The organism is Clostridium fessum (assembly GCF_003024715.1).
GTDB classification, from domain to species: Bacteria; Bacillota; Clostridia; order Lachnospirales; family Lachnospiraceae; genus Otoolea; species Otoolea fessa.
In genome coordinates this window covers 78467-102034 of sequence record NZ_PYLO01000002.1, presented here as the reverse complement: position 1 = coordinate 102034, position 23568 = coordinate 78467, and the positions used below count along the sequence as shown (strand labels likewise).

18 protein-coding genes are annotated in these 23568 nt (G+C 50.3%); 17 read left to right on the top strand and 1 reads right to left on the bottom strand.

Annotated features, from left to right (window positions below; genetic code table 11):
• The first annotated feature begins 31 nt into the window (after positions 1 to 31).
• The gene (locus tag C7U56_RS05515) at positions 32 to 1132 is read left to right on the top strand and encodes a zinc ribbon domain-containing protein (RefSeq protein ID WP_107000513.1); all 1101 of its coding nucleotides are present in this window, start codon (positions 32 to 34) and stop codon (positions 1130 to 1132) included.
• Between the two features lie 2 nt (positions 1133 to 1134).
• On the opposite strand, the gene C7U56_RS05510 is transcribed toward C7U56_RS05515, so the two are convergent.
• Positions 1135 to 2028 (bottom strand): polysaccharide deacetylase family protein, encoded by an 894-nt coding sequence (locus C7U56_RS05510; protein WP_233430199.1) that lies wholly within the window; start codon positions 2026 to 2028, stop codon positions 1135 to 1137.
• 296 nt (positions 2029 to 2324) lie between these two features.
• On the opposite strand from C7U56_RS05510, the gene C7U56_RS05505 reads away from it, so the two are divergent.
• The 16 genes from C7U56_RS05505 (at position 2325) to C7U56_RS05430 (ending at position 23523) form a co-directional block, all read left to right on the top strand.
• Positions 2325 to 3611 carry an aspartate aminotransferase type Ic gene (locus tag C7U56_RS05505; RefSeq protein ID WP_107000512.1) on the top strand — a complete coding sequence of 429 codons (1287 nt, stop codon included), beginning with the start codon at positions 2325 to 2327 and terminating at the stop codon, positions 3609 to 3611.
• Between the two features lie 149 nt (positions 3612 to 3760).
• Positions 3761 to 4198, top strand: a complete 438-nt coding sequence (locus C7U56_RS05500) for a GtrA family protein (protein WP_107000978.1) — start codon at positions 3761 to 3763, stop codon at positions 4196 to 4198.
• A 105-nt stretch (positions 4199 to 4303) separates the two neighbouring features.
• Complete coding sequence (locus tag C7U56_RS05495) at positions 4304 to 7108, top strand: YfhO family protein (RefSeq protein ID WP_107000511.1); 2805 nt, start codon at positions 4304 to 4306, stop codon at positions 7106 to 7108.
• Positions 7109 to 7190: 82 nt separating this feature from the next.
• Positions 7191 to 7715, top strand: coding sequence for an adenine phosphoribosyltransferase (locus tag C7U56_RS05490; RefSeq protein ID WP_107000977.1), 525 nt, complete (start codon positions 7191 to 7193; stop codon positions 7713 to 7715).
• A 277-nt stretch (positions 7716 to 7992) separates the two neighbouring features.
• Positions 7993 to 10278, top strand: coding sequence for a RelA/SpoT family protein (locus tag C7U56_RS05485; protein WP_022359323.1), 2286 nt, complete (start codon positions 7993 to 7995; stop codon positions 10276 to 10278).
• Positions 10279 to 10346: 68 nt separating this feature from the next.
• Positions 10347 to 10991, top strand: a complete 645-nt coding sequence (locus C7U56_RS05480) for an MBL fold metallo-hydrolase (RefSeq protein WP_022359324.1) — start codon at positions 10347 to 10349, stop codon at positions 10989 to 10991.
• Positions 10988 to 12439 (top strand): coproporphyrinogen dehydrogenase HemZ, encoded by a 1452-nt coding sequence (gene hemZ / locus C7U56_RS05475; protein WP_107000510.1) that lies wholly within the window; start codon positions 10988 to 10990, stop codon positions 12437 to 12439. Before C7U56_RS05480 ends, hemZ begins: the two co-directional genes overlap by 4 nt.
• Before the next feature lie 43 nt (positions 12440 to 12482).
• Positions 12483 to 13745, top strand: a complete 1263-nt coding sequence (hisS, locus tag C7U56_RS05470; RefSeq protein WP_107000509.1) for a histidine--tRNA ligase — start codon at positions 12483 to 12485, stop codon at positions 13743 to 13745.
• Between the two features lie 53 nt (positions 13746 to 13798).
• Positions 13799 to 15607: an aspartate--tRNA ligase gene (aspS, locus tag C7U56_RS05465; protein WP_107000508.1), complete on the top strand. Its 1809-nt coding sequence runs from the start codon at positions 13799 to 13801 to the stop codon at positions 15605 to 15607.
• A 358-nt stretch (positions 15608 to 15965) separates the two neighbouring features.
• Positions 15966 to 16643 carry a response regulator transcription factor gene (locus tag C7U56_RS05460; protein ID WP_022359328.1) on the top strand — a complete coding sequence of 226 codons (678 nt, stop codon included), beginning with the start codon at positions 15966 to 15968 and terminating at the stop codon, positions 16641 to 16643.
• Positions 16640 to 18409: a sensor histidine kinase gene (locus C7U56_RS05455; RefSeq protein WP_107000507.1), complete on the top strand. Its 1770-nt coding sequence runs from the start codon at positions 16640 to 16642 to the stop codon at positions 18407 to 18409. The genes C7U56_RS05460 and C7U56_RS05455 overlap by 4 nt, the downstream gene beginning before the upstream one ends.
• A 384-nt stretch (positions 18410 to 18793) precedes the next feature.
• Positions 18794 to 19513 (top strand): C40 family peptidase, encoded by a 720-nt coding sequence (locus C7U56_RS05450; RefSeq protein ID WP_022359330.1) that lies wholly within the window; start codon positions 18794 to 18796, stop codon positions 19511 to 19513.
• Positions 19514 to 19777: 264 nt separating this feature from the next.
• The gene (locus C7U56_RS05445; protein WP_107000506.1) at positions 19778 to 19978 is read left to right on the top strand and encodes a hypothetical protein; all 201 of its coding nucleotides are present in this window, start codon (positions 19778 to 19780) and stop codon (positions 19976 to 19978) included.
• Between the two features lie 226 nt (positions 19979 to 20204).
• Entirely contained in the window at positions 20205 to 20516 is a 312-nt protein-coding gene (locus tag C7U56_RS05440) for a rhodanese-like domain-containing protein (RefSeq protein WP_022359332.1), read from the top strand.
• Between the two features lie 141 nt (positions 20517 to 20657).
• Positions 20658 to 21824, top strand: coding sequence for a THUMP domain-containing class I SAM-dependent RNA methyltransferase (locus C7U56_RS05435; protein ID WP_107000505.1), 1167 nt, complete (start codon positions 20658 to 20660; stop codon positions 21822 to 21824).
• Positions 21814 to 23523 carry a lectin like domain-containing protein gene (locus C7U56_RS05430; protein WP_107000504.1) on the top strand — a complete coding sequence of 570 codons (1710 nt, stop codon included), beginning with the start codon at positions 21814 to 21816 and terminating at the stop codon, positions 23521 to 23523. The genes C7U56_RS05435 and C7U56_RS05430 overlap by 11 nt, the downstream gene beginning before the upstream one ends.
• Positions 23524 to 23568 lie beyond the last annotated feature (45 nt).

Below are 23568 nucleotides of genomic sequence, written 5' to 3'. Positions count from 1 at the left end.
AAAGAATCGTTTGGAGGAAGGAGAAAATAGAATGAAGTGTCCAAAATGCGGACAGGAAGCAGTTGGAAATTTTTGCAGTAACTGCGGAACTCCGCTTGTAAATGATACAGTACGCCGAGAACAGGAAACGGTGGGAAGAAAGCCGGAAAATAGCTATGACGACGGTGATTCAGAACAGCGGAATCCAGCTCGGATGGAATCGGATGAGAAAAAGGCGGAATCCGGCTCTGGATCGAAACGAAACAGTCAGGAAAAGCGGAGCAGCCAGAGTCAGGACGCACAGAAGCGTGAGGAAGAGCGCCGCGACAATGAACGCTGCCAATCCCAGGCACAGGAGGATGCCCGCCGCGACCGTGAAGCGGCATCGCGCAGACGACAGGACGCGAGACGTTCTTCTTCCAGCGCGAAAGAGGATAAGCGGGATGCAAAACAGCAGAAGCAGATGGAAAAACGCCTTCATGCTCTGGAGTCGGAGCGGGAGCGCTCAGAGCGTCAGAAAAATCGGATGGAGCGCAGCCACCAGCGGGAACTGGAACGCCAGTCCCGGGAGGCAGAGCGCACCAGACGGGCGGCGGAGCGCAGTGAGGCACATACGCAGAGTGACTCAAATGACGGTCCGTCCGTGCTGGATGTGACGGCAGCCGGAGTAACCGGCGTGGTTGTGCTGATGGCGCGCGTGATGCAGGCAGCCAGTTTTCTTCTGATGGCGGGAATCACCTGGGCGAATGCGAAGGCATTTCGGTATGGCGGCGACGATCTGGGCTATATCGGAACTATGATTACCGAGGAAAATTATGGTCTGGGACTCTATGTAGGGATTGGCGTATTTCTGGTACTGATGGGCGCGATCTGGTGCTTGTGGATTCTGTCAGGCAAGCACGCGGGTGGTAAAGTACGGCTGCAAAAATACGATACGGGGCGCGGATTTATCCCGTTTATAATCATCCTTGTTCTGGTATTAGTAGCCGGTCCGGCAGCGTACCTGATGCCGAAGAATGCGGGCAGCTTACAGCCGATTGTAGACGGCGGCTATGCGGCGCTGGAGGCGATCAATGCGAACCACGGATTTCTGCTGTTCTGCAGCATCGGAGGCGCGATCCTTTCGTTTATCCGGAAAATGCTGCTGGTATAATTTTATAATTCATCTAATTGCCCGAACTGATACCCCATTTCCTCCCATTTTGCCAGAAGTTCATCGAGAATCTGAGCGTTGGTCTGCGAAGTGCTGTGCAGAAGGACGATCGCGCCGGGGTGGATGCGCGTCAGAAGCTTGGAAAATGCTTCTTCTTTGGATGGCTGCTGATCCTGCATCCAGTCCACATAGGCGAGACTCCAGAAAAAGGTCTTGTAGCCGAGCTCCTTTGCCATCTGCAGGTTCGATTCACTGTATTTGCCCTGCGGCGGACGGTAATATTTTTTCATTGTCTGCCCGGTGACGGACTGGTAGAGTGTTTCCAGGGCAGTCAGCTCCTTTTCAAATGCTGCTTTGTCGGAAATGCGGGACATATCGGGATGGTGATACGTGTGGTTGGCGACGGTGTGACCCTCTGCGATCATCTGTTTTACCAGTTCAGGACTGGTTTCGAGATAGTTGCCGACGACGAAAAAGGTTGCCGGGACATGGTGTTTTTTCAGTGCTTCCAGAATGGCAGGTGTGCAGCCGTTTTCATATCCGGCGTCGAAGGTCAGATAGATGACGGGCTTGGAGGTATCGCCTACATAGAAAGCATCAAAATTTTTTAAAGTGTCGGCGGAGGCATTGCCGACCGGTGTCTGCCCTGGACTGGGAAATCCAAGTCCCCAGTTTCCATCTGCGGAAACCGGAATCGAACCGGAATCAAAGGCAGGCGGGAGCGAGCCACAGGCGATAACAGGCGCTGAAACCGTGTGCCCGGATGGACGGCGCAGGAAATGTGCGGCAGTCTGCCCGGCGAAGAAAGCGATGGCAAACAGGGCGGGAACCAGCAGCGGGGAAATGATGTGCCGGAAACGTGATGGAACAAAATGCATGGGAAAATGAATGAACATGATGTGACCTGAAAGATATATTTTCATAAATATATGAAAGAAGGGGGAACATCATGTTTTTATTATAATTTGCTGTCCGTGAAATGCACCGAATCGGAAAAACCAAGCGGTACCATATAACAAATTTTATGTGCTGACATAACAAATTAATGCTTGTCATGCCCTTTGTACCTATGTTATTATTATAACGATGCTTAGATGAGATGCTCCGAACCCTTGAACAAGGGGAGCTGGATGAAAAGCAGACCATGAAATTATGATGAAATAAATAAGAGAAACAAGGAGGATGTTGAAGGATGAAGCCTTATAGCGAGATGACGAAAGAAGAACTTCTGGAACTTAAGCGTGATCTGAGCGATCAGTACCGGGAGTTTCAGGGCAAGAATCTGACGCTGGATATGTCACGCGGTAAGCCAAGTGCAGAGCAGCTTGATTTATCGATGGGAATGATGGACGTACTGAGCAGCGACAGTGATCTGACCTGCGAAGATGGGACAGACTGCCGCAATTACGGCGGTCTGGACGGTATCAGCGAGGCGAAGGAGCTGTTAGCGGATATGATCGAGGTTCCGGCTGACAATATCATTATCTATGGAAACTCCAGCCTGAACGTAATGTACGACACCATCTCCCGTTCTGTGACTCATGGCGTTATGGGAAATACCCCGTGGTGCAAGCTTGACAAGGTTAAATTCCTGTGTCCGGTACCGGGATATGACAGACATTTCTCCATTACTGAATATTTTGGCATCGAGATGATCAACATTCCGATGACCGCAGATGGTCCGGATATGGATCTGGTAGAGCAGTATGTGACCACCGACCCGACCGTAAAGGGAATCTGGTGCGTTCCGAAGTACTCTAACCCGACCGGCAATTCCTACTCCGATCAGACGGTACGCCGTCTGGCACGCATGCATCCGGCAGCTCCGGACTTCCGTATTTACTGGGACAATGCTTATGGCATCCACCATTTATACGATGATGAGCAGGATCATGTGCTGGAGATTCTGGCAGAATGTAAGAAAGCCGGCAACCCGGATATGGTTTACAAATTCTCTTCAACCTCCAAGATTACGTTCCCGGGTTCCGGCATTGCGGCAATCGCAACCTCCCACAATAACCTGGATGATATCAAGAAGCAGTTAAAGATTCAGACTATCGGTCATGATAAAGTGAATCAGCTCCGCCACGTGCGTTTCTTCAAGGATATCCATGGCATGGTAGAGCACATGAGAAAGCACGCCAACATCCTGCGCCCGAAATTCGAGGCAGTTGAGAATATTCTCGACCGCGAGTTAGGCGGACTGGAGATCGGTACCTGGACCAAACCGCACGGCGGCTACTTCATTTCCTTTGATTCACTGAACGGCTGTGCGAAGGAGATCGTTGCGAAGTGCAAGAAAGCAGGCGTTGTCATGACCGGAGCCGGTGCGACCTATCCATATGGAAAAGATCCGGAAGACCGCAATATCCGTATTGCGCCGTCTTATCCGCCGCTGCAGGATCTGATCACGGCAACCGAGCTGTTTGCACTCTGCGTTAAGCTGGTCAGTGTCAACAAGCTGTTAGAGGAAATGTAATAGCAGGAGTAACTGTAAATGCAGAAGACAGTTACGTTTCAATCATAAAACTGCCGGATCAGAGTCCGGTGCGTTACAGAAAGTACAGGAATTGTATGGGGATGTCGAAGGACCGCTGCCCATACAATTCTTTTTTCGGAGAAAAAGTGATGATAAAGGAAAAGTTATCCCTGATCTGGGGGAAGTTTGTAAACAGGGAGACGATATCGTATCTGATATTCGGCGTTCTGACGACGCTGGTGGACTGGATTTCCTATGCGGTTTTCCGCCACAACGGCATGAACTACCGTATGGCGACGATCTGCTGTCAGGCGGCGGCGATCCTGTTTGCATATGTGACAAACAAGATCTGGGTATTCCGAAGCTACAATTTCCGCCCTGTATATCTTCTTAAGGAAATGGCTTCGTTTTTCTCCTGCCGTATTCTCACATCGGTGTTCACGTATGTGGCGATGATCGTGATGGTAGACGGCATGGGAATCAAACAGGATATGATCTGTAAGATTGTGGTATCAGCGATCTCGCTGGTGCTGAATTATATTTGCAGTAAATTATTTATTTTCAAAAAGAAAGAATCCTCGAAATAGGGCTGTGTGGGGAAATGACAGCGGAAATGGATGCTGAAGACAGACCGGAAAAGCCGGAAAGAGTAGAGAAAACGCCGCCTGAACAGGATTCTGGATGGAGGGAAGATGGAGCAAAGAGAACGAGACGAAAGTTCCAGTAAACTGGAAGAAGCACTCAGGGAGCTTACGGGAGCGGAGACAACGGGGAAAATAGAGGAGTATGAGAACGAGCGGGAAGGTGCGGACGTGGATTCGGAGACCGCCTGTACAGATATGAGACGCGCTGAACGAATGCCGGCCTGGAGACAGGAAGAAGATGCCAGAAAATCTAAACTTTCAGAGTCCAGAGCAGATGTCGTTAATGAGTTGAATGATGATGACTGGGAGCAGGAAGAATTAGATGAATTAGATGAGTGGGATGAACCAGCGAAATCACCCCGCGGAATGGGCCGCCTGGCTGCGGTTTTCCGTCCGTCGGATGATCTCCTGGCGGCATTTTTCCTGCCGGTGGTGATTTTGATCCTGATTTTTGCATACCGCGGTATTTTCCCTTTTGGGCAGGAAAGCTTCCTGCGGACGGATATGTACCACCAGTATGCGCCATTTTTCTCGGAATTCCGGCATAAGCTTTTAAGTGGCGAGAGCCTGCTTTACAGCTGGGATGTCGGCATGGGCGTAAACTTTGCCGCGCTCTATGCGTACTATCTGGCGAGCCCGTTCAACTGGCTGCTGCTGTTATGCCCGTCGTCCCTGATTATCGAATTTATGACCTACATGATCGTGTTCAAGAGCGGTCTGGCGGGTCTTTCGATGGCGTGGTATCTGAAAAAGCACACGGGTTCGCAGAAGTTTGGAGCGTGCTATTTCGGCGTATTCTATGCGCTGTCCGGCTATATGGCGGCGTATAGCTGGAATATCATGTGGCTGGACTGCATCGTGCTGCTGCCGCTGATCCTGCACGGCCTGGAGCGGCTGGTGCGCGAAAAAAAAGGGCTTTTTTACTGCCTGATGCTGGGACTTTCAATCCTGTCCAACTACTATATATCAATTATGATATGTCTCTTCATGGTGATTTACTATGTGGCGCTCTTGTTTCTGGAGAAACGGCCGGGATGGAAAGATTGTCTGCACAGCTTTTTCCTGTTTGGTGTGTATTCGCTTCTGGCGGGTGCGCTGGCGGCTGCGGTGCTTCTTCCGGAGATTGCGGCGCTGCAGAGTACGGCGTCTGGCGATTTTAATTTTCCGACCACACTGGAAATCTACTTCCCGATCTTTGACATGATCGCGCGGCACATCGGAAATGTACAGGTGGAGACGGGACTCGACCATTGGCCGAACCTCTACTGCGGCGTGGCAGTCTACATTTTCATGGGGTTGTATTTTTTGAACCGCCGGATTGCGATCCGGGAAAAGGTTGTGTACGGTGTGCTGCTGCTCTTTTTCTATGCCAGCTTTTCGTTCAACGTGCTGAATTTTATCTGGCATGGCTTCCATTACCCGAACAGCCTGCCGTGCCGCCAGTCGTTTATCTATATCGTGCTGGTGCTGACGATGTGTTTCCGGGCGTATCTATATCTGGATGAAATATCCAAACGGCAGTTTGCCGGGGTGACATCCGCCGCGATTGGCTACGTGATTCTGGCAGAAAAGCTGGTGACGGACGATGCGTTTGAGCCAGTTGTCTGGTATGTGGCAGTGGTGCTTCTGCTGCTGTATCTGGGCGTCTTTTATTTCTATCAAAATAAAGAACATTTCGCGTTCACGGCGGCGCTTCTGGCGATGGCGCTGGTAAGTGTGGAGGCGCTTGCCAATATGGCGGCAACGAGTATTCCGACGACGAGCCGGACTGATTATGTGGCAGACAATCAGGATGTTGCAGCGGTGACAGAGCCGCTCAAAAAGACGGAATTTTACCGGATTGATAAAACGAATGCGCGCACGAAAAATGATGGCGCGTGGATGCATTTTCCATCCGTATCTCTGTTTTCATCGGTGGCAAATGCCGGGGTGACGGATTTCTTCAAACAGATGGGCTGCGAAGGTTCGACGAACGCATACAGCATCGTGGGAAGTACGCCGCTGGTGGATTCGTTATTTTCAATCAAATATGCACTCTATGAGGGCAAGCAGGACAATCCGCGCCTGTCGCTCTATGCATTTTCAGGTGACACGTACCTCTATGAGAATCCGTGGACGCTGCCGCTCGGCTTTATCCTTCCAGATATAGTGGAAACGGGCTGGAAGCGCGATCTTTCTTCGCCAGCGGATGTCCAGAATGATTTATCGGATGTGCTGGGCGTGCCGGAGTGCCTGATTTTCACGGACGGGGAGGAGCAGGGGAATCGTTTTTCCTTTACAGCACCGGAGGATGGGGAGTATTATATAAGTGTCGCAAACCGTCAGATTGATTCGGTTAAACTGGATGTCGGCGGGGAGAGCCGCAGCATTGATACGTTGAAACGCGGGTATCTGGTGGAAACCGGATATGTGAAGGCAGGCACATTGATTCTGCTGGAGAGCAATGACAGTGCCGGAAGCATGGACGCGAGCGCGTACCGCTTTGACGAAGCCGGGCTGCGTGCGCTCTATGAGCGCCTCAACCAGCATCCATTTGAACTGGAAACATTGGGCGAGGAGGCGATGAAGGGCACGATCGACGCGGGCGAGGGCGGAACGCTGTTCCTCACGATCCCGTATGACGAGGGCTGGACGGTCACGGTGGATGGAAAAGAAGCTATCACGCGTCCGGTCTGGAAGGCATTTACCGGCGTGGAACTGACGGCGGGAACCCATACGGTGGAACTCAGGTATTATCCGCAGGGACTGCATGAGGGACTGCTGATCAGCGGAGGTGCGCTGTTTGTGCTGGTGGTGATTGTGGCTTCTATGTATATAAGGAAGAAGAAGCATGGGAAAACTTCTGCAAAATGAGAAGAACGGTGGAAAAAGAGCCGGATGGCGATTTAAAACTGAGAAATTGAGATACAAAATTTATAGAAAAGAGGTTAAAATCATGAAAAAGCTGGAAGAATATGTAAGAAGCATTCCGGACTTCCCGGAGCCGGGTATTATTTTCCGCGATATTACTACGATTTTACAGGATGCAGACGGACTGCAGCTTGCGATCGACGGAATCCAGAAATCCTTAGAGGGCGTGGATTATGATATCGTGGTTGGTCCGGAGTCCCGCGGGTTTATTTTCGGTGTGCCGGTTGCATATGCGATGCACAAGGGATTCGTGCCGATCCGCAAGAAAGGCAAACTGCCGTGCAAGACGGTATCTGTAAGTTACGATCTGGAGTATGGCAGCGCGGTGCTGGAGATGCATGAGGATGCCATTAAACCGGGGCAGAAGGTAGTCATTGTTGACGACCTGATCGCAACCGGCGGAACGACCGAGGCGATTATCAAGCTCATCGAGAAGCTGGGCGGCGAGGTTGTAAAAATCTGCTGCGTGATGGAGCTGGCAGGCTTAAAGGGACGCGAAAAACTGAACGGATATGCGGTAGATGCCCTGATTACCTATGAGGGAAAATAGGTAACGGTTCACGGGCAGGCACTTTTGGAACCGAAAGTGCCGTAAGAAAACGTGGTGGCAGCAGGAATTTGCCGTATTAAAATGCGAAGCCACGGCAAATTCCGTTACTGGGCACGTATGCGTGAACAGTAACAAAATAGTTTGCCGTTGCATTTTTTGTCAAATATTCGTATAATAGGGATATTCTATATAATATTTTATTTCATTTGCGTGAACCGCTTTCCGGATTCCGAACGGCAGGCGTTTCAGTTATCTACGGAAGGGTCAGGAGGCATATATGGGAAATTTGGATAAAATAAAAAAGCTGGATCAGGAAATTGAAGCGCCGGCGGATTTTACGAGTCCGGAGGTACTGTATAATGAGTTGATTGCCGCCATTCGCAAGTACCATCCGTCGGATGACATCAGCATGATTGAGAAAGCGTACCAGATCGCGTATGACGCACACAAGGACCAGAGGCGTAAATCAGGTGAACCGTATATCATTCATCCGCTTTGTGTGGCGATCATTCTGGCGGATCTGGAGCTGGATAAAGAGACTCTGGTGGCGGGTATCCTGCACGATGTCGTGGAAGATACGGTCATGACAGAGGAGGAGATCACGGCGATCTTTGGCGAGGAGGTAGCGCTTTTAGTAGACGGCGTTACCAAGCTGACCCAGATCTCGTGGACGATCGATAAAGTAGAGATTCAGGCGGAAAACCTGCGTAAGATGTTCTTAGCGATGGCGAAGGACATCCGGGTTATTCTGATTAAGCTGGCAGACCGTCTGCACAATATGCGGACGCTTCAATATATGAAGCCGGAAAAACAGAAAGAAAAGGCGCGTGAAACGATGGATATCTACGCGCCTATTGCTGATCGTCTCGGTATTTCCAAGATCAAGACCGAGCTGGATGATTTGTCTCTCAAATATCTCCAGCCGGAGGTTTACAAAGAATTGTCCGAAAAACTGGCGCTCCGTAAGGACACCAGGGAGGCGTTTATCCATAAGATTATGGATGAAGTCAAGAAACATATGGACGATGCGGGCATCGAAGCCAAGGTAGACGGCCGTGTGAAACATTTCTTCAGCATCTATAAAAAGATGGTAAACCAGGACAAGACGCTGGATCAGATCTATGATATTTTTGCGGTCCGGATTATCGTGGAGAGCGTGAAAGACTGTTATGCGGCGCTCGGTGTCATCCATGAGATGTACAAACCGATTCCGGGACGTTTTAAAGATTATATTGCCATGCCGAAACCGAATATGTACCAGTCGCTGCATACGACTCTGATTGGCAGCAGTGGACAGCCGTTTGAGATTCAGATCCGCACCTATGAGATGCACCGTACCGCTGAGTATGGTATCGCGGCACACTGGAAATATAAGGAGAGCGGCAGCAGCAAGGCGGCGATCGACAGCGCCGAGGCAAAGCTTTCCTGGCTGCGTGAGATCCTGGAATGGCAGCGGGATATGTCCGATAATAAAGAGTTCTTAAGTCTCTTAAAGAGTGATCTGGACCTCTTTACGGATGATGTATACTGCTTTACCCCGACGGGTGATGTCAAGAACCTGCCGAGCGGTTCCACACCGATCGATTTTGCGTATTCGATCCACAGTGCGGTCGGCAACAAGATGGTTGGTGCCCGTGTCAACGGAAAACTGGTCAACATCGATTATGTCATTAAAAATGGTGACCGTGTCGAGATTATTACCTCCCAGAATTCCAAGGGACCGAGCCGCGACTGGCTGAAACTGGTTAAGAGTACACAGGCGAAGAATAAGATCAACCAGTGGTTCAAGAGCGAGCTGAAAGAGGACAATATCCTGCGCGGCCGTGCGCTTCTGGATAAATATTGTAAGGCGAAGGACATCAATTATTCGGAGTTAAATAAACCGGAATATATGGAAAAGGTCATGAAGCGCTATGCGTACCGTGACTGGGATTCCGTTCTGGCATCGATCGGACATGGCGCTCTCAAAGAGGGACAGGTCATCAACAAGATGCTGGATGAGCGCAACAAGAAGTTAAAGAAAGAAGTAACCGACACGACGATCCTCGATAACATGGCGTCGGATGGAAACAAGGTTCCGGTGATCGCAGCCGGGAAGTCGAAGAGTGGTATCGTTGTCAAGGGAATCCACGATCTGGCGGTTCGTTTTTCGAAGTGCTGCAGCCCGGTTCCGGGCGATGAGATCGTCGGATTTGTCACAAGGGGACGCGGTATCTCGATCCACCGGACGGACTGCATCAATGTGATGAATCTGCCGCAGGAAGAGCGTGAGCGCCTGATTGAAGCCGAGTGGCAGCAGCCGGAAGCACAGACGGGCACGGAAAAATACTCCACCGAAATCAAGATCTATGCGAACAACCGCATCGGTATGTTTGTGGATATTTCCAAGGTATTTACCGAGCGCCAGATCGATATTACCTCGATGAATGTGCGGACAAGCAAGCAGGGCAAGGCGACGATCGTCATGACGTTCGATATTCACGGAATTGAGGAATTAAATAAATTATCTGATAAACTCAGACAGATTGAAGGAGTATTAGATATAGAGAGAACTGCCGGATAAGCGGTTCTCTCTATATTTCACAGGTACTTACACCCTGTGAAAGTTTCACATATTATTAGGAGGAAAAGATGGAGATAAAACGGCTGATCGTGGGAATGGTCCAGACGAACTGTTATATTGCGGTGCATCCGGAGACGAAAGAAGCTGTGATTGTCGATCCGGGCGATGAGGCGGCGCGGATCGAGGATGCACTGGCGCAGACCGGAGCGAAGGCAAAGGCGATTCTGCTGACTCATGGACATTTTGACCATGTGACGGCGATGGAAGAGCTGAGACGGGATCTGGGCGTGCCGGTCTATGCCTGTGAGCAGGAGCAGGCGGTCTTGGCGGATCCGGATAAGAACCTGTCCGTCCAGTTTCAGGGCGGCGGTCTGCATCTGAAAGCGGATATGCTTTTGAAGGATGGAGAGACGTTCGAGGCAGCGGGCTACACGTTCCAGATGCTTCATACACCGGGACATACAGAAGGTTCCTGTTGTTATTATGTAAAATCAGAGAAGGTGCTGTTTTCGGGAGATACCTTATTTGAAGGTTCTTACGGACGCATCGATTTCCCGACTGGAAGCGGACGTCAGATGATTCATTCGGTGGCAGATATCCTTCTGAACCTGCCGGATGATACGAATGTATATCCGGGACATATGGGATATACGACGATCGCCGACGAAAAACAGTACAATCCGCTGGCGGGATACAGGGGGCGCGAAGCATGATAGCGATTTTGTTAAATGACGCGTCCTTTGAACAGGATATCCGTGAACTCCTGATGGCATTTTATCCGGGCGAGACATTTACGCACAAGGAGGAGGAAGCCGGGGAGGCGGATCTGATTGTGCGGGGAGTCCGGGACGGAAACTCGTTTTCCCTGGATGTGACGCCGGTGAAGAAAGAAGCTGTTCACTTTGCTTTGATTTATCCGGATTTTTCCAACCGTTTTGAGACGAAAAATGAGATCAAACAGACGTTATACCGTCTTTTGAGTGCCCAGACCGGCAGAGAGCTTCCGTGGGGAACGCTTACCGGTATCCGTCCGACGAAGATTGCGCTCACGAAGCTGTATGATGGATGGACGGACGAGCAGATCGAGACCTATATGCGCGAGACGTATTTTACCAGCAAGGAAAAGATCGATCTGAGCATCGACGTGGCGGAGCGCGAGAGACGCCTGCTGTCCACGATCGATTATGAGAATGGGTATAGCCTGTATGTGGGAATCCCGTTCTGTCCGACGACCTGCCTGTACTGTTCGTTTACGTCGTTTCCGATTGTGAAATGGGAAAAACGGATGGACCTCTACAAAGAGGCGCTTTTTAAGGAAATGGAATATGTGGCGGAGCAGATGAAGGATCGCCCGCTTTCGACCATCTATTTTGGAGGCGGCACACCGACCTCGTTAAATCCGCAGGATCTGGATGAGATCCTGACAAAGGTGGAAGAATTATTCCCGGTGGAACAGGCAGTTGAATTTACCGTTGAGTCGGGACGTCCGGACAGCATCACGCGCGAAAAGCTGCAGGTGCTCCGGAATCACGGCATTTCCCGTATTTCCATCAATCCGCAGACGATGAAGCAGGCGACGCTTGACCTCATCGGACGCCGTCATACGGTGGAGGATGTGAAGGAAAAATTCCTGCTGGCGCGGGAGCTGGGATTTGACAATATCAATATGGACCTGATCGTGGGTCTGCCGGAGGAGACGATCGACGATGTCCGCCAGACAATGGAGGAGATCAAGGCACTCAGACCGGACAGCGTGACGGTGCATTCGCTGGCGATCAAGCGCGCGGCGCGCCTGAATATCTATAAGGAGCGCTACGGAAATCTGAAGATTGTCAATACACAGGAGATGATTGACCTGACCGCGCAGTATGCCGAGGAGATGGGACTGAAACCGTACTATCTCTACCGCCAGAAAAATATGGCGGGCAATTTTGAAAATGTCGGTTATGCGGTTCCGGGCAAGGAATGTCTCTATAATATATTGATTATGGAAGAAAAACAGACGATCGCCGCCTGCGGTGCGGGAACGACCACCAAGGTTTATTTCCCGGCAGAAAACCGGATTGAGAGGGCGGAGAACGTCAAGGAAGTTGAGCAGTATATCGACCGGATCGATGAGATGATCGGGCGGAAAGAGAAGCTGCTTGGCGGAAAAAAGTAAAAATTTACAGATACTCACAAAGACTATAGAAGGAGTTTGACACATGGCTTTAAAGAAAAAACCAGTTACAGGCATGAAGGACATTCTTCCGGGCGAGATGGAGATCCGGGATTATGTGCTGAATATCATCAAAGATACCTACCGCGGATACGGCTTCTCGGCGATCGAGACTCCGTGCGTGGAGCACATTGAGAACCTGACCAGCAAGCAGGGCGGCGACAATGAGAAGCTGATCTTCAAGATTTTAAAGAGAGGCGAGAAGCTGAACGTCGAGGCAGCACAGACAGAGGCAGATGTCGTAGACGGTGGTCTCCGCTATGACTTAACTCTGCCGCTCAGCCGTTATTATGCAAACAATTCTGCTAATTTATCAGCGCCGTTCAAGGCGCTGCAGGTCGGAAGCGTATGGCGTGCCGATCGTCCGCAGAAGGGACGTTTCCGTCAGTTTGTACAGTGTGATATCGATATTTTAGGTGATGCGACAAACCTGGCTGAGATCGAGGAGATTCTGGCGCTTACCAAGGCGCTGAAGCGCATCTGCCCGGACAAGGCATACACTGTCCGCGTCAATGACCGTGCGATCTTAAAGGGCATGGCAGATTACAGCGGATTTCCGGAAAATGAGACCGATAAGGTATTTATCATTCTCGATAAGATGGATAAGATCGGTCTGGACGGTGTCCGCGAAGAGCTGCTTGCAGAAGGTTATGCGCCAGAGGCGGTTGAGAAATACACCGGACTTCTGGCAGAGATTCAGAACGATGCGGCAGGCGTCCGCGCGCTGGGCGAGAAGCTCTCCGGCGTGATGGATCCGGCAAAGGCAGAGAATCTGGCAACGATCATGGAGACAGTTAAAGCGGTTGCAGACATCGAATTCGGTCTTGAATTTGACCCGACGCTGGTGCGCGGCATGGGCTACTATACCGGAACGATTTTTGAGGTTTCCATGGAAGGCTTCGGCGGCTCCGTTGCAGGCGGCGGACGTTACGACAAGCTGATCGGCAAATTTACCGGCGTCGATACACCGGCGTGCGGATTCTCCATCGGTTTTGAGCGTATCATCACGATCCTGATGGATTCCGGTTTCAAAGTACCGGAGGCAGCCGGCAAGAAAGCATTCCTGTATGAGAAAGGTTTAAGCGGCGAGCAGTTCCGTGCCGTCTTAAAGAAAGCACAGGAAGAGCGCGCTAACGGCACCCGCGTGGCAGTCGCACAGATGAACAAGAACAAGAAATTCCAGAAGGAGCAGCTGGCGAAGGACGGCTACGAGGAGATCGTGGAATTTTACAAAGACAGTTTGAAGTGATTCAGTTTTTGAATTTTTCAGATAAAACTATAATAAACGGAGGAAATACTATCATGGCAGAATCTATGGCAGGACTGAAACGTTCCCATCGCTGTACCGAGCTGGGAACTGCCAATATCGGTGAGAAAGTAACCGTTATGGGCTGGGTTCAGAAGAGCAGAAATAAAGGCGGCATTATTTTCGTGGATCTGCGGGATCGTTCTGGTATCCTGCAGCTGATCTTCGAGGAAGCTGACTGTGGCGCTGAGAGCTTTGCAAAGGCAGAAAAGCTGAGAAGCGAGTTCGTTATCGCCGTAACCGGACGCGTAGAGGCACGTTCCGGTGCAGTAAATGAAAACTTAAAGACAGGTGCGATTGAGATCCGCGCGGATTACCTCCGCATTTTGGCAGAGTCTGAGACACCGCCGTTCCCGATCGAGGAGAACTCCAAAACCAAAGAGGATCTTCGCCTGAAATACCGTTACCTGGATCTGAGACGTCCGGATATCCAGAGAAACCTGATGACAAGAAGCCGCGTGGCTATCCTGACCCGTGCATTCTTAGCAGAGGAAGGCTTCCTTGAGATTGAGACTCCGACTCTGATTAAAAGTACTCCGGAGGGCGCGAGAGACTATCTGGTACCGAGCCGTGTACATCCGGGCAGCTTCTATGCACTGCCGCAGTCTCCGCAGCTGTTAAAACAGCTTCTGATGTGTTCTGGATATGACCGCTACTTCCAGCTGGCACGCTGCTATCGTGACGAGGACTTAAGAGCCGATCGTCAGCCTGAGTTTACCCAGATCGATATGGAGCTTTCCTTCGTTGACGTTGAGGACGTTCTGGATGTCAATGAGCGTCTGTTAAAGAAGCTCTTCAAGGAGATCTGCAATTACGATCTGCAGCTTCCGATCCAGCGTATGACCTGGCGCGAGGCAATGGATCGTTTCGGTTCCGATAAGCCGGATCTGCGTTTCGGCATGGAGTTGAAAAACGTATCGGATGTAGTAAAAGACTGCGAGTTCGTTGTATTTAAGAGTGCACTGGAAAATGGCGGCTCTGTCCGCGGTATCAACGCAGAAGGACAGGGCGCTATGCCGAGAAAGAAGATCGATGCGCTGGTTGAGTACGCAAAAGGCTTTGGTGCAAAAGGTCTTGCATATCTGGCAATCCATGAGGACGGTACCTACAAGTGCTCCTTCTCCAAGTTCATGAAGCCGGAAGAGCTGGATGCACTGGTGGCTGCTATGGGCGGTAAGCCGGGCGATCTGCTTCTGTTCGCAGCTGACAAGGATAAAGTTGTATTTGATGTACTTGGAAACTTACGTCTGGAGATCGCTAGACAGCTTGACCTCTTAAAGAAGGATGATTTCAAGTTCCTGTGGGTAACCGAGTTCCCGCTGCTTGAATATTCAGAGGAAGAGGATCGCTACGTAGCTATGCACCATCCATTTACCATGCCGATGGAAGAGGATCTTCCGCTGATCGATACTGATCCGGGCAAGGTACGTGCAAAAGCATACGATATCGTCCTGAACGGTACCGAGATGGGCGGCGGTTCTGTCCGTATCCATCAGGCAGACATCCAGGAGAAGATGTTTGAGGTTCTTGGATTCACGAAGGAGAAAGCACAGGAGCAGTTCGGCTTCCTGTTAGACGCATTCAAATACGGAGTACCGCCGCACGCTGGTCTGGCTTACGGTATGGACCGTATGGTTATGCTGATGGTCGGCGCAGACAGCATCCGCGACGTCATCGCATTCCCGAAGGTAAAAGATGCTTCCTGCCTGATGATGGAAGCACCGTCTCAGGTTGATCCGAAACAGCTTGAAGATCTTTCCATTGGTGTGGTCGAGAGCGATGAAGCGGAGAAGACCGAAGAATAAAATATAAGATATGGAACAGCCTGGGAAGACTGTGAAATAGAAAGCAAACAGGGCTGGATGAGAAATGCAGGGAAATACTGGATTTTGTCGGACAGTCCTGTTTTGCGTGTGAGATGAAAAAGTTCCATTTGTCCTTGGCAACTGAATATATAAATTGCTTGCATTGGGGAACTCAGGAGGATGGAAAAGGACTCTCTTTTCTATATGTGGCAGAAACTATGAATCTTTTGTGAACCTATGGAATCTCCCACCCGAATCTGCTAAAATACAGACAGATTGAGAATGTAATCAGGATATGACAGCGTGGAAAAAGGTTCTGTCATACACGGCAGAGTAAAATAAATGAGGTGAAGATTTTATGGATAAGATTAAAATACTGGTCGTGGACGATGAGGCGAGGATGCGGAAGCTGGTGAAGGACTTCCTTTCGATTAAAGGGTATCAGGTGCTGGAAGCCGGGGACGGCGAGGAGGCGGTGGATCTGTTTTTCCAGCAGAAGGACATTGCGCTGATTCTTCTGGATGTGATGATGCCGAAGATGGACGGCTGGGAGGTTGTGAAGACGATCCGCAAGTATTCGCAGGTGCCGATCATCATGCTGACGGCGAGAGGCGAGGAGAGCGACGAGCTGCAGGGCTTTAATCTGGGCGTGGATGAGTATATTTCCAAACCGTTCAGTCCGAAGATCCTGGTCGCACGTGTGGAGGCGATCCTGCGCCGCAGCAACGGCGGCAGCCAGGATGTGATCGATGTGGGCGGCATCCACATTGATAAGACGGCACATCAGGTCAGCGTGGATGGAAAACCGGTGGATTTAAGCTACAAGGAATTTGAGCTGATGACGTATTTTGCAGAGAATCAGGGAATTGCGCTTTCGAGAGAAAAAATTCTGAATAATGTATGGAATTATGATTATTTCGGCGATGCGCGGACGATAGATACGCATGTGAAGAAGCTTCGGAGTAAGCTGGGCGAGAAAGGCGAGTACATCAAGACGATCTGGGGCATGGGCTACAAATTTGAGGTAAGCGAATGAAACGTTCGGTCCGATGGAAATTTACAATCATATTTGCCGGGTTGATGACGGTTGCAATCGCGCTTATCTGGTGTATCAATAACTGGTTTCTGTCCGGATATTACCAGAATTATAAGATTCATACGCTGGAAAAGGGATATCGGGCGATTGACGCGATTATCCAGGATGAGGTCCGGAATGGCGAGAGTTCGCTGGAGGACGCACAGGCGGAGCTGAATTCGGGTTGGAAAGAGTACCAGAAGTCGAAAGATGGAAGTTCTGATATGGACAGTGCGGATGGCGGTTCGGCTCAGTCTGGTAAAAATGGAACCGGTGATAGGGCTGGCGATGAGACACAGGATGCGTTGGGTGAATATGCGGAAGGTGACACGGTGGTGCTGGAGGATGACTCGGAGGATGCATCGGCGGATGCATCGGCGGATGCACTGGATGGGGAGGAAGCTTCGAGCGGCGGTGTCCGGCTGGCAAATGTGATCCGCGAGCTGCGTGACCGGTCGAATATTTCCCTGCTTTTATATGACAGCGAGAGTGACCAGACACTCGTCTCCTCGGCGCGGGATGTGGAAGTCATGCGTGACCGGGTGCGGCGCTATATCGTCGGTCATGCGGGGGCGAAGCGGGATGTATTGCGGGAATATGACAACTACATGATTCAGAAGACGTTTGACCCGCTCAGCAAGACGTTTTATCTGGAAAGCTGGGGATTTTTCTCGGATAATGCGACCATTTTCATCATGACGATGCCGATGGAGAGCATCCATGAGAGCGCGGCTATCTCAAACCGGTTTCTGATGTTTGTTGGAATCGTGGTAATTCTGGCGGGAAGTATTCTGATTTATTTTATTACCCGGCACATTACGATGCCGATCAAACGGCTGTCGGAGCTGTCGGAAAAGATGTCGAACCTGGATTTTGATGCCCGCTATGAGACAAGCCGCCGCTCGACGGAGGAAATTGATACGCTTGGAAACAGCATGAATGTGCTTTCGGAGCGCCTCAAGACAACGATCGGGGAACTGAAAGAGGCGAATGCACAGCTTAAAAAGGGTATTGACGAGAAAGTGCAGATCGATGAGATGCGGAAGGAGTTCATTGCGAATGTGTCGCATGAGTTAAAGACGCCGATCGCGCTGATTCAGGGCTATGCGGAAGGACTCGTCGAGGGCATGGCGGAGGACAAGGAGAACCGCGATTATTACTGCGGCGTTATCATGGACGAGGCTGGGAAAATGAATCGGATGGTGCGCCAGCTTCTGACCTTGACGGCGCTGGAATTTGGGGGAGAACGGCTGTCTGTGGAGCGGTTTGACCTGACGGAGCTGATTGCCAGTGTGATTTCTTCTTCCGGTGTGCTGCTTAAGCAGAATGAGCTGACTGTGGATTTTGACGGGAAGGAACCAGTCTACGTCATGGGCGATGAATTTAAAATAGAGGAAGTCATCACCAATTATCTGACGAACGCGATTCATCATGTGGGCGGCGGGGAGAAGAAGATTCAGATCCGGATTGACCACCGGCGCGATGGAAAAGAGGTCTGCGTGGAAGTGTTTAACACGGGAAATCCGATCCCGGACGAAGCACTTCCGAACCTCTGGACGAAGTTTTACAAGGTAGATAAAGCGAGAACGCGGGAATATGGCGGCAGCGGCATCGGGCTTTCGATCGTCAAGGCGATCATGGAGATGCACCATAAGGCGTGCGGTGTGAAGAAACATGAGAACGGTGTGGAGTTCTGGTTTACGCTGGACACGGCTGGTGAAAAATGAAAATAAAATTTTGCCAGAGACAGAATCTTAGAATTATGAAATATGTTTCAGAATCGTGATTTGCATTATATATGAGATGATATAAAAAACACTTGAAAATACAGGGAATTTCGGCAGCCTGGGGCAAAAATATTTTGTCCCAATATGGTTGAAATTCCCTGTATTTTTGCGTTTTTTTGTCCGAAATTAAAATCTTAAATAAATATAAAAGATCCGTCATTTCCTTGACAACGAAAAGAAAAGAAAATATAATAACAACGTAACAAGATTTAATAATTATGTAACATTTCGACCGATAGATAACACCACAGCGATTGGGACTCGATTCTTTTGTTTCAGCAATATCTGCGGGAATCACAAAATCTAATTAAGGAGTTTTGAAGCATGAATTTAAATAGAACAAAGAAACTTTTCAGTATGGTATGCGTGTGCTCAATGCTGACCATTGGCAGCGCGCAGGCAGCTTTTGCGGGGCCGTCTACAGGTTATGAGAGCGACATGGTGGCAACCGTGGCAGCAGACCTTTCGATCTATGCGGATGAGGATGAAAACTCAGAAGTAGTAGCGATGGCTGAAAAGGGCGAGTCCTATGACGTAGTTGGAAAGGCAGATGACAGCTGGATCAAGGTAGCGGCCGGTGAGATGGAAGGCTATTTGAAGGTTCAGAGTAGCGTTATGCTCAGCAAGGCAGAGGAAGCAGCTGCAGTCGCAGATGCATTTGTCGCAGAGCAGAGCAATCTCTCGACCAGAGAGCAGTTAGTCAATTATGCACTGCAGTTTGTAGGTGGACGTTATAAATTTGGCGGCAGCGACCCGCACACAGGGGTTGACTGTTCTGGTTTTACGAAATATGTGATGCAGCACGGTGCCGGTGTGAGCCTGAACCGTTCTTCAACTTCCCAGTCCAAGCAGGGTACAGCAATCAGTGCTGACCAGATGCAGCCGGGCGACCTGATTTTCTACGGAAGCGGAAGAGGTATCAACCATGTAGCGATGTATATCGGCGACGGCAAAGTGGTACATGCTTCAACTGAAAGGACCGGCATCAAGACTTCCCCATGGAACTACCGCACACCGGTTAAGATTGTGAACGTGCTGGGTTAAGAATGAATTTACGAAACATCTGCATTGAACCTTTTCATGAAAAAAGGGTTGGATGCAGATGTTTTTTGATTTCATAGGAAATTGCGTCCGATGAAACAAAAAAATATTACTGGCATAAAAAGTAAGAATTACCCTGCATACTTTCGCAGTAAAATTCCATACTAAGACCTGTAACAAGAAAGTGACGGTTAAGCGGCTGTTCACAGGAAGCCGGAACCGACACGTAGAAAACCTGACAGGGCAGGAATTTAGGAGGAATGACTTATGTCAAGCAAAAACAGTTACAGCAACTATGATAACAGTGCCGAGAAAAACAGCACCAAAAATGCATCCAAGAACAGCTCTAATTATGGTTCCAACCAGAGCCAGAACCGCATGCAGAACCAGAGCCAGAACCGTTCCAGAAATAGCTCTAAAAACCAGTATCAGGACAAGACAGAGGATGATTACAGCGATTGTGACTGATGAGACAGGCAGATAAGAGAAAAAATAGTGAATGCCGGGAATGCGGAATATCCACCGTTTCCCGGCATTTGTTCGTCTTTTGTACTTTCGTGCCAATGGAAGAGGCTGCCGCATCTCCTCTGACACCTGTCCGCCGGACAAAGCATATATTAATATTACATAGAGGTAAAAAAGAAATCGGGTTCTGTCAGAAACCGTTTTTGTATAAAATGAGGAGGGATGACGGATGTATCAGACCATACCGGTGCGGTATCTGGACGCGTGGCTGGAGCAAGGGTACACGGGACGGCTGATTGACCTTCGGACGCCGGAAGAATATAATGTGTCTCACCTCTGCGAGGCGGAAAATATTCCATTTTTATGGCTTCAGGATAACCGGCAGACACTTACAGGTGAACGTCCGCTTCTGTTTTACTGTGCGCGGGGGAGTGAAAGCCTTCTGGTGTGCGGCTGGTATGACCGGATGGGATATGAGGTTTATAATCTGGGCGGCGGTTACCGCTTTTATCAGGGGAAGTATCAGTGCAGCCTGAGATAGACACTTTTGCCGCGGCTTTTCATTGACAGATGCAGACCAGTCAACTAGAATAAAAATGGTGAAGACTGTAATGAAAATAAAAGGATTCTTTGCATGAAATGATTTGGCAATGAATCCACAGAGAGATAAGAGGAAAAAAGATTGGAACGATATGAACTGATTGCTCCCTGTCATTTTGGACTGGAAGCAGTGTTAAAAAAAGAGGTAGTGGATCTGGGCTATGAGGTTACCGAGGTGGAAAATGGCCGCGTAACCTTTATCGGCGATGCGGAGGCGATCTGCCGTGCGAATATTTTTCTGCGGACGGCGGAGCGCGTCCTTTTAAAAGTGGGAAGCTTCAAGGCAGTGACCTTTGACGAGCTGTTTGAGGCGACCCGTGCGATTCCGTGGGAGAAATATCTTCCGAAGGACGGTAAATGCTGGGTTAAAAAGGCGTCGTCTATTTCGAGTAAGCTGTTCAGCCCGTCAGATATCCAGAGAATTATGAAAAAGGCGATTGCCCGTCATATGCAGGAATATTACGATCTGGACCGGATGCCGGAGACGGGCAATGAATATCCGCTGCGCGTCTTTTTCTATAAGGATCAGGTGACAGTCGGTATCGATACGAGCGGCGAGTCGCTGCACAAGCGCGGTTACCGTCAGATGACGAGTAAGGCGCCGATCACGGAAACACTGGCAGCGGCGCTGATTCTTCTGACTCCGTGGAAAGCGGACCGGATTCTGGTCGATCCGTTCTGCGGAAGCGGTACTTTCCCAATCGAGGCGGCGATGATCGCGGCAAATATGGCACCGGGCATGAACCGTTCCTTCCTGTCGGAGAGCTGGACAAACCTGATTCCGAAGAAATGCTGGTACGACGCGATCGATGAAGCGACCGAGATGGTGGATGATACCGTAAAGGTAGACATTCAGGGCTACGATATTGACGGAGAGGTAATCAAGGCGGCGCGGGAAAATGCGGAGAGAGCCGGAGTGGATCACATGATTCATTTCCAGGAGCGCCCGGTGGCGCAGCTGAGCCATCCGAAGAAATATGGCTTTATTATCACAAACCCGCCTTACGGCGAGCGTATCGAGGAGAAAAAGAACCTTCCAGCGCTCTATAAGACGATCGGTGAACGGTTTAAGGCGCTGGATTCCTGGTCGATGTACCTGATTACCGCGTATGAGGACGCAGAGCGCTATATTGGCAGGAAAGCGGACAAGAACCGGAAAATCTACAATGGTATGATGAAGACGTATTATTATCAGTTTATGGGTCCGAAGCCGCCGAGAAGAAAAACGGGGGATCAGGTTGAAGCGTAATGTTTTCTATGGGGCGCTTCTGGTGCTTCTGCTGGGATTTCTGGTACGCGAGAACCGTCTGATTCATATTCCGAAGCAGGTGGAAAAGACGGAGGAGAGCGCCGAGTGGCAGCCGGAGTGGTATGAGCAGATGGCCGAGGAGATTAATGACAGCCCGATCACGCTGGAAGTCGATGGAACAATGGTCGATCCGCAGCTTGGAAGCTTGAGAATGTCGCAGGACGGGCAGTTTATGATACCGTATGGGATGCTGCCGGACGCGCTTTCCTGTGCGGCGCTTCTCTACGATGGAAACCGGCTTGTGATGGAGCGCGGCAATACTCATGCGGAGATGACGGTCGGAAGCCCGGAACTTTTGCTTGGGGAGGAGAGCCAGACGATTGCAGCACCCCCAGAGTGGGAAAATGGAATCCTGTATGTGCCGCTTGAGGCGGTGACGGAGGTATTTTCCTATGAAGAAAATTGGGATGCAGAGAACCGGAAAATGGAACTGACCGGGTCAGAGGATCCAGCCACGTTTTTGCCGGAATCCTATGATTACCGGAAGGCTGGCCGGGCACCGGCGGTTAAAAACCAGGGGAGTCTCGGAACGTGCTGGGCGTTTGCATCGGTGATGGCGCTGGAAAGTCGTGTCCGGCCGGAGTGGAATGTCAGCTTTTCGGAGGATCATATGTCCCTCCGGAACAGCTTCCATTTTTCACAGAATGCCGGGGGTGAGTATACGATGTCGATGGCGTATCTGCTGGCGTGGCAGGGGCCGGTGCTGGAAGAACAGGATCCATACGGCGACGGCTATTCGCCTGACGGTTTAAGCCCTGCTTGTCATGTGCAGGAGATACAGGTGTTGCCGGAGAAGGATTATGAGGCGGTTAAACGGGCGGTTTATCTGTACGGAGGCGTTCAGAGCTCCCTGTATACGGCGATGGTCAGTGACCGCGACGACACGCATTATTACCGGAAAGAGACAGGGGCGTACTGGTATAATGGCGATGAGAAGCCAAATCATGACGTTGTGATCATCGGCTGGGATGACCACTATTCGAGAGACAATTTTAACCAGCCGCCGGAGGGGGATGGCGCGTTTATCTGCGCCAACAGCTGGGGCGGCGAATTTGGGGACGATGGGTATTTTTACGTGTCCTACTATGATACAAATATTGGGATCCACAACATTCTCTATTCTGGAATCGAGTCGGCAGATAATTACGACCACATTTACCAGACAGATCTGTGCGGCTGGGTCGGGCAGCTCGGTTACGGAAAAGAATCGGCATTTTTTGCCAATATTTATACGGCAGAGGAGAAAGAAGAGCTGGAGGCAGTCGGTTTCTATGCAACCGGGGAAAATACATCGTATCAGGTATATACCGTGACGGACGCCGAGGGCAGCTCCCAGTTCGGGCGGCGCAGAAAGGTGGCTTCCGGGGAGGTTGCGAACGCCGGATATTATACGGTTTTGCTGGATAAGACGGTGACGCTGGAGGCAGGCGAACGGTTTGCCGTGATTGTCGAGATCACGACGCCGGGAGCGATTCATCCGGTGGCGATCGAGTACAGTTCGTCGGATAAGGGACTGACGGTCGATTTAAGCGACGGTGAAGGCTATATCAGTTACCGCGGTTCCTCCTGGGAGCGCGTGGAGACGGAGCAGAACTGCAATGTCTGTCTGAAAGCATATACGAGGAAGGTGGATTCCTAGAAGCGATTGCCAATACGGATTGAGGGCATGGCAGAAGCCGTTTTC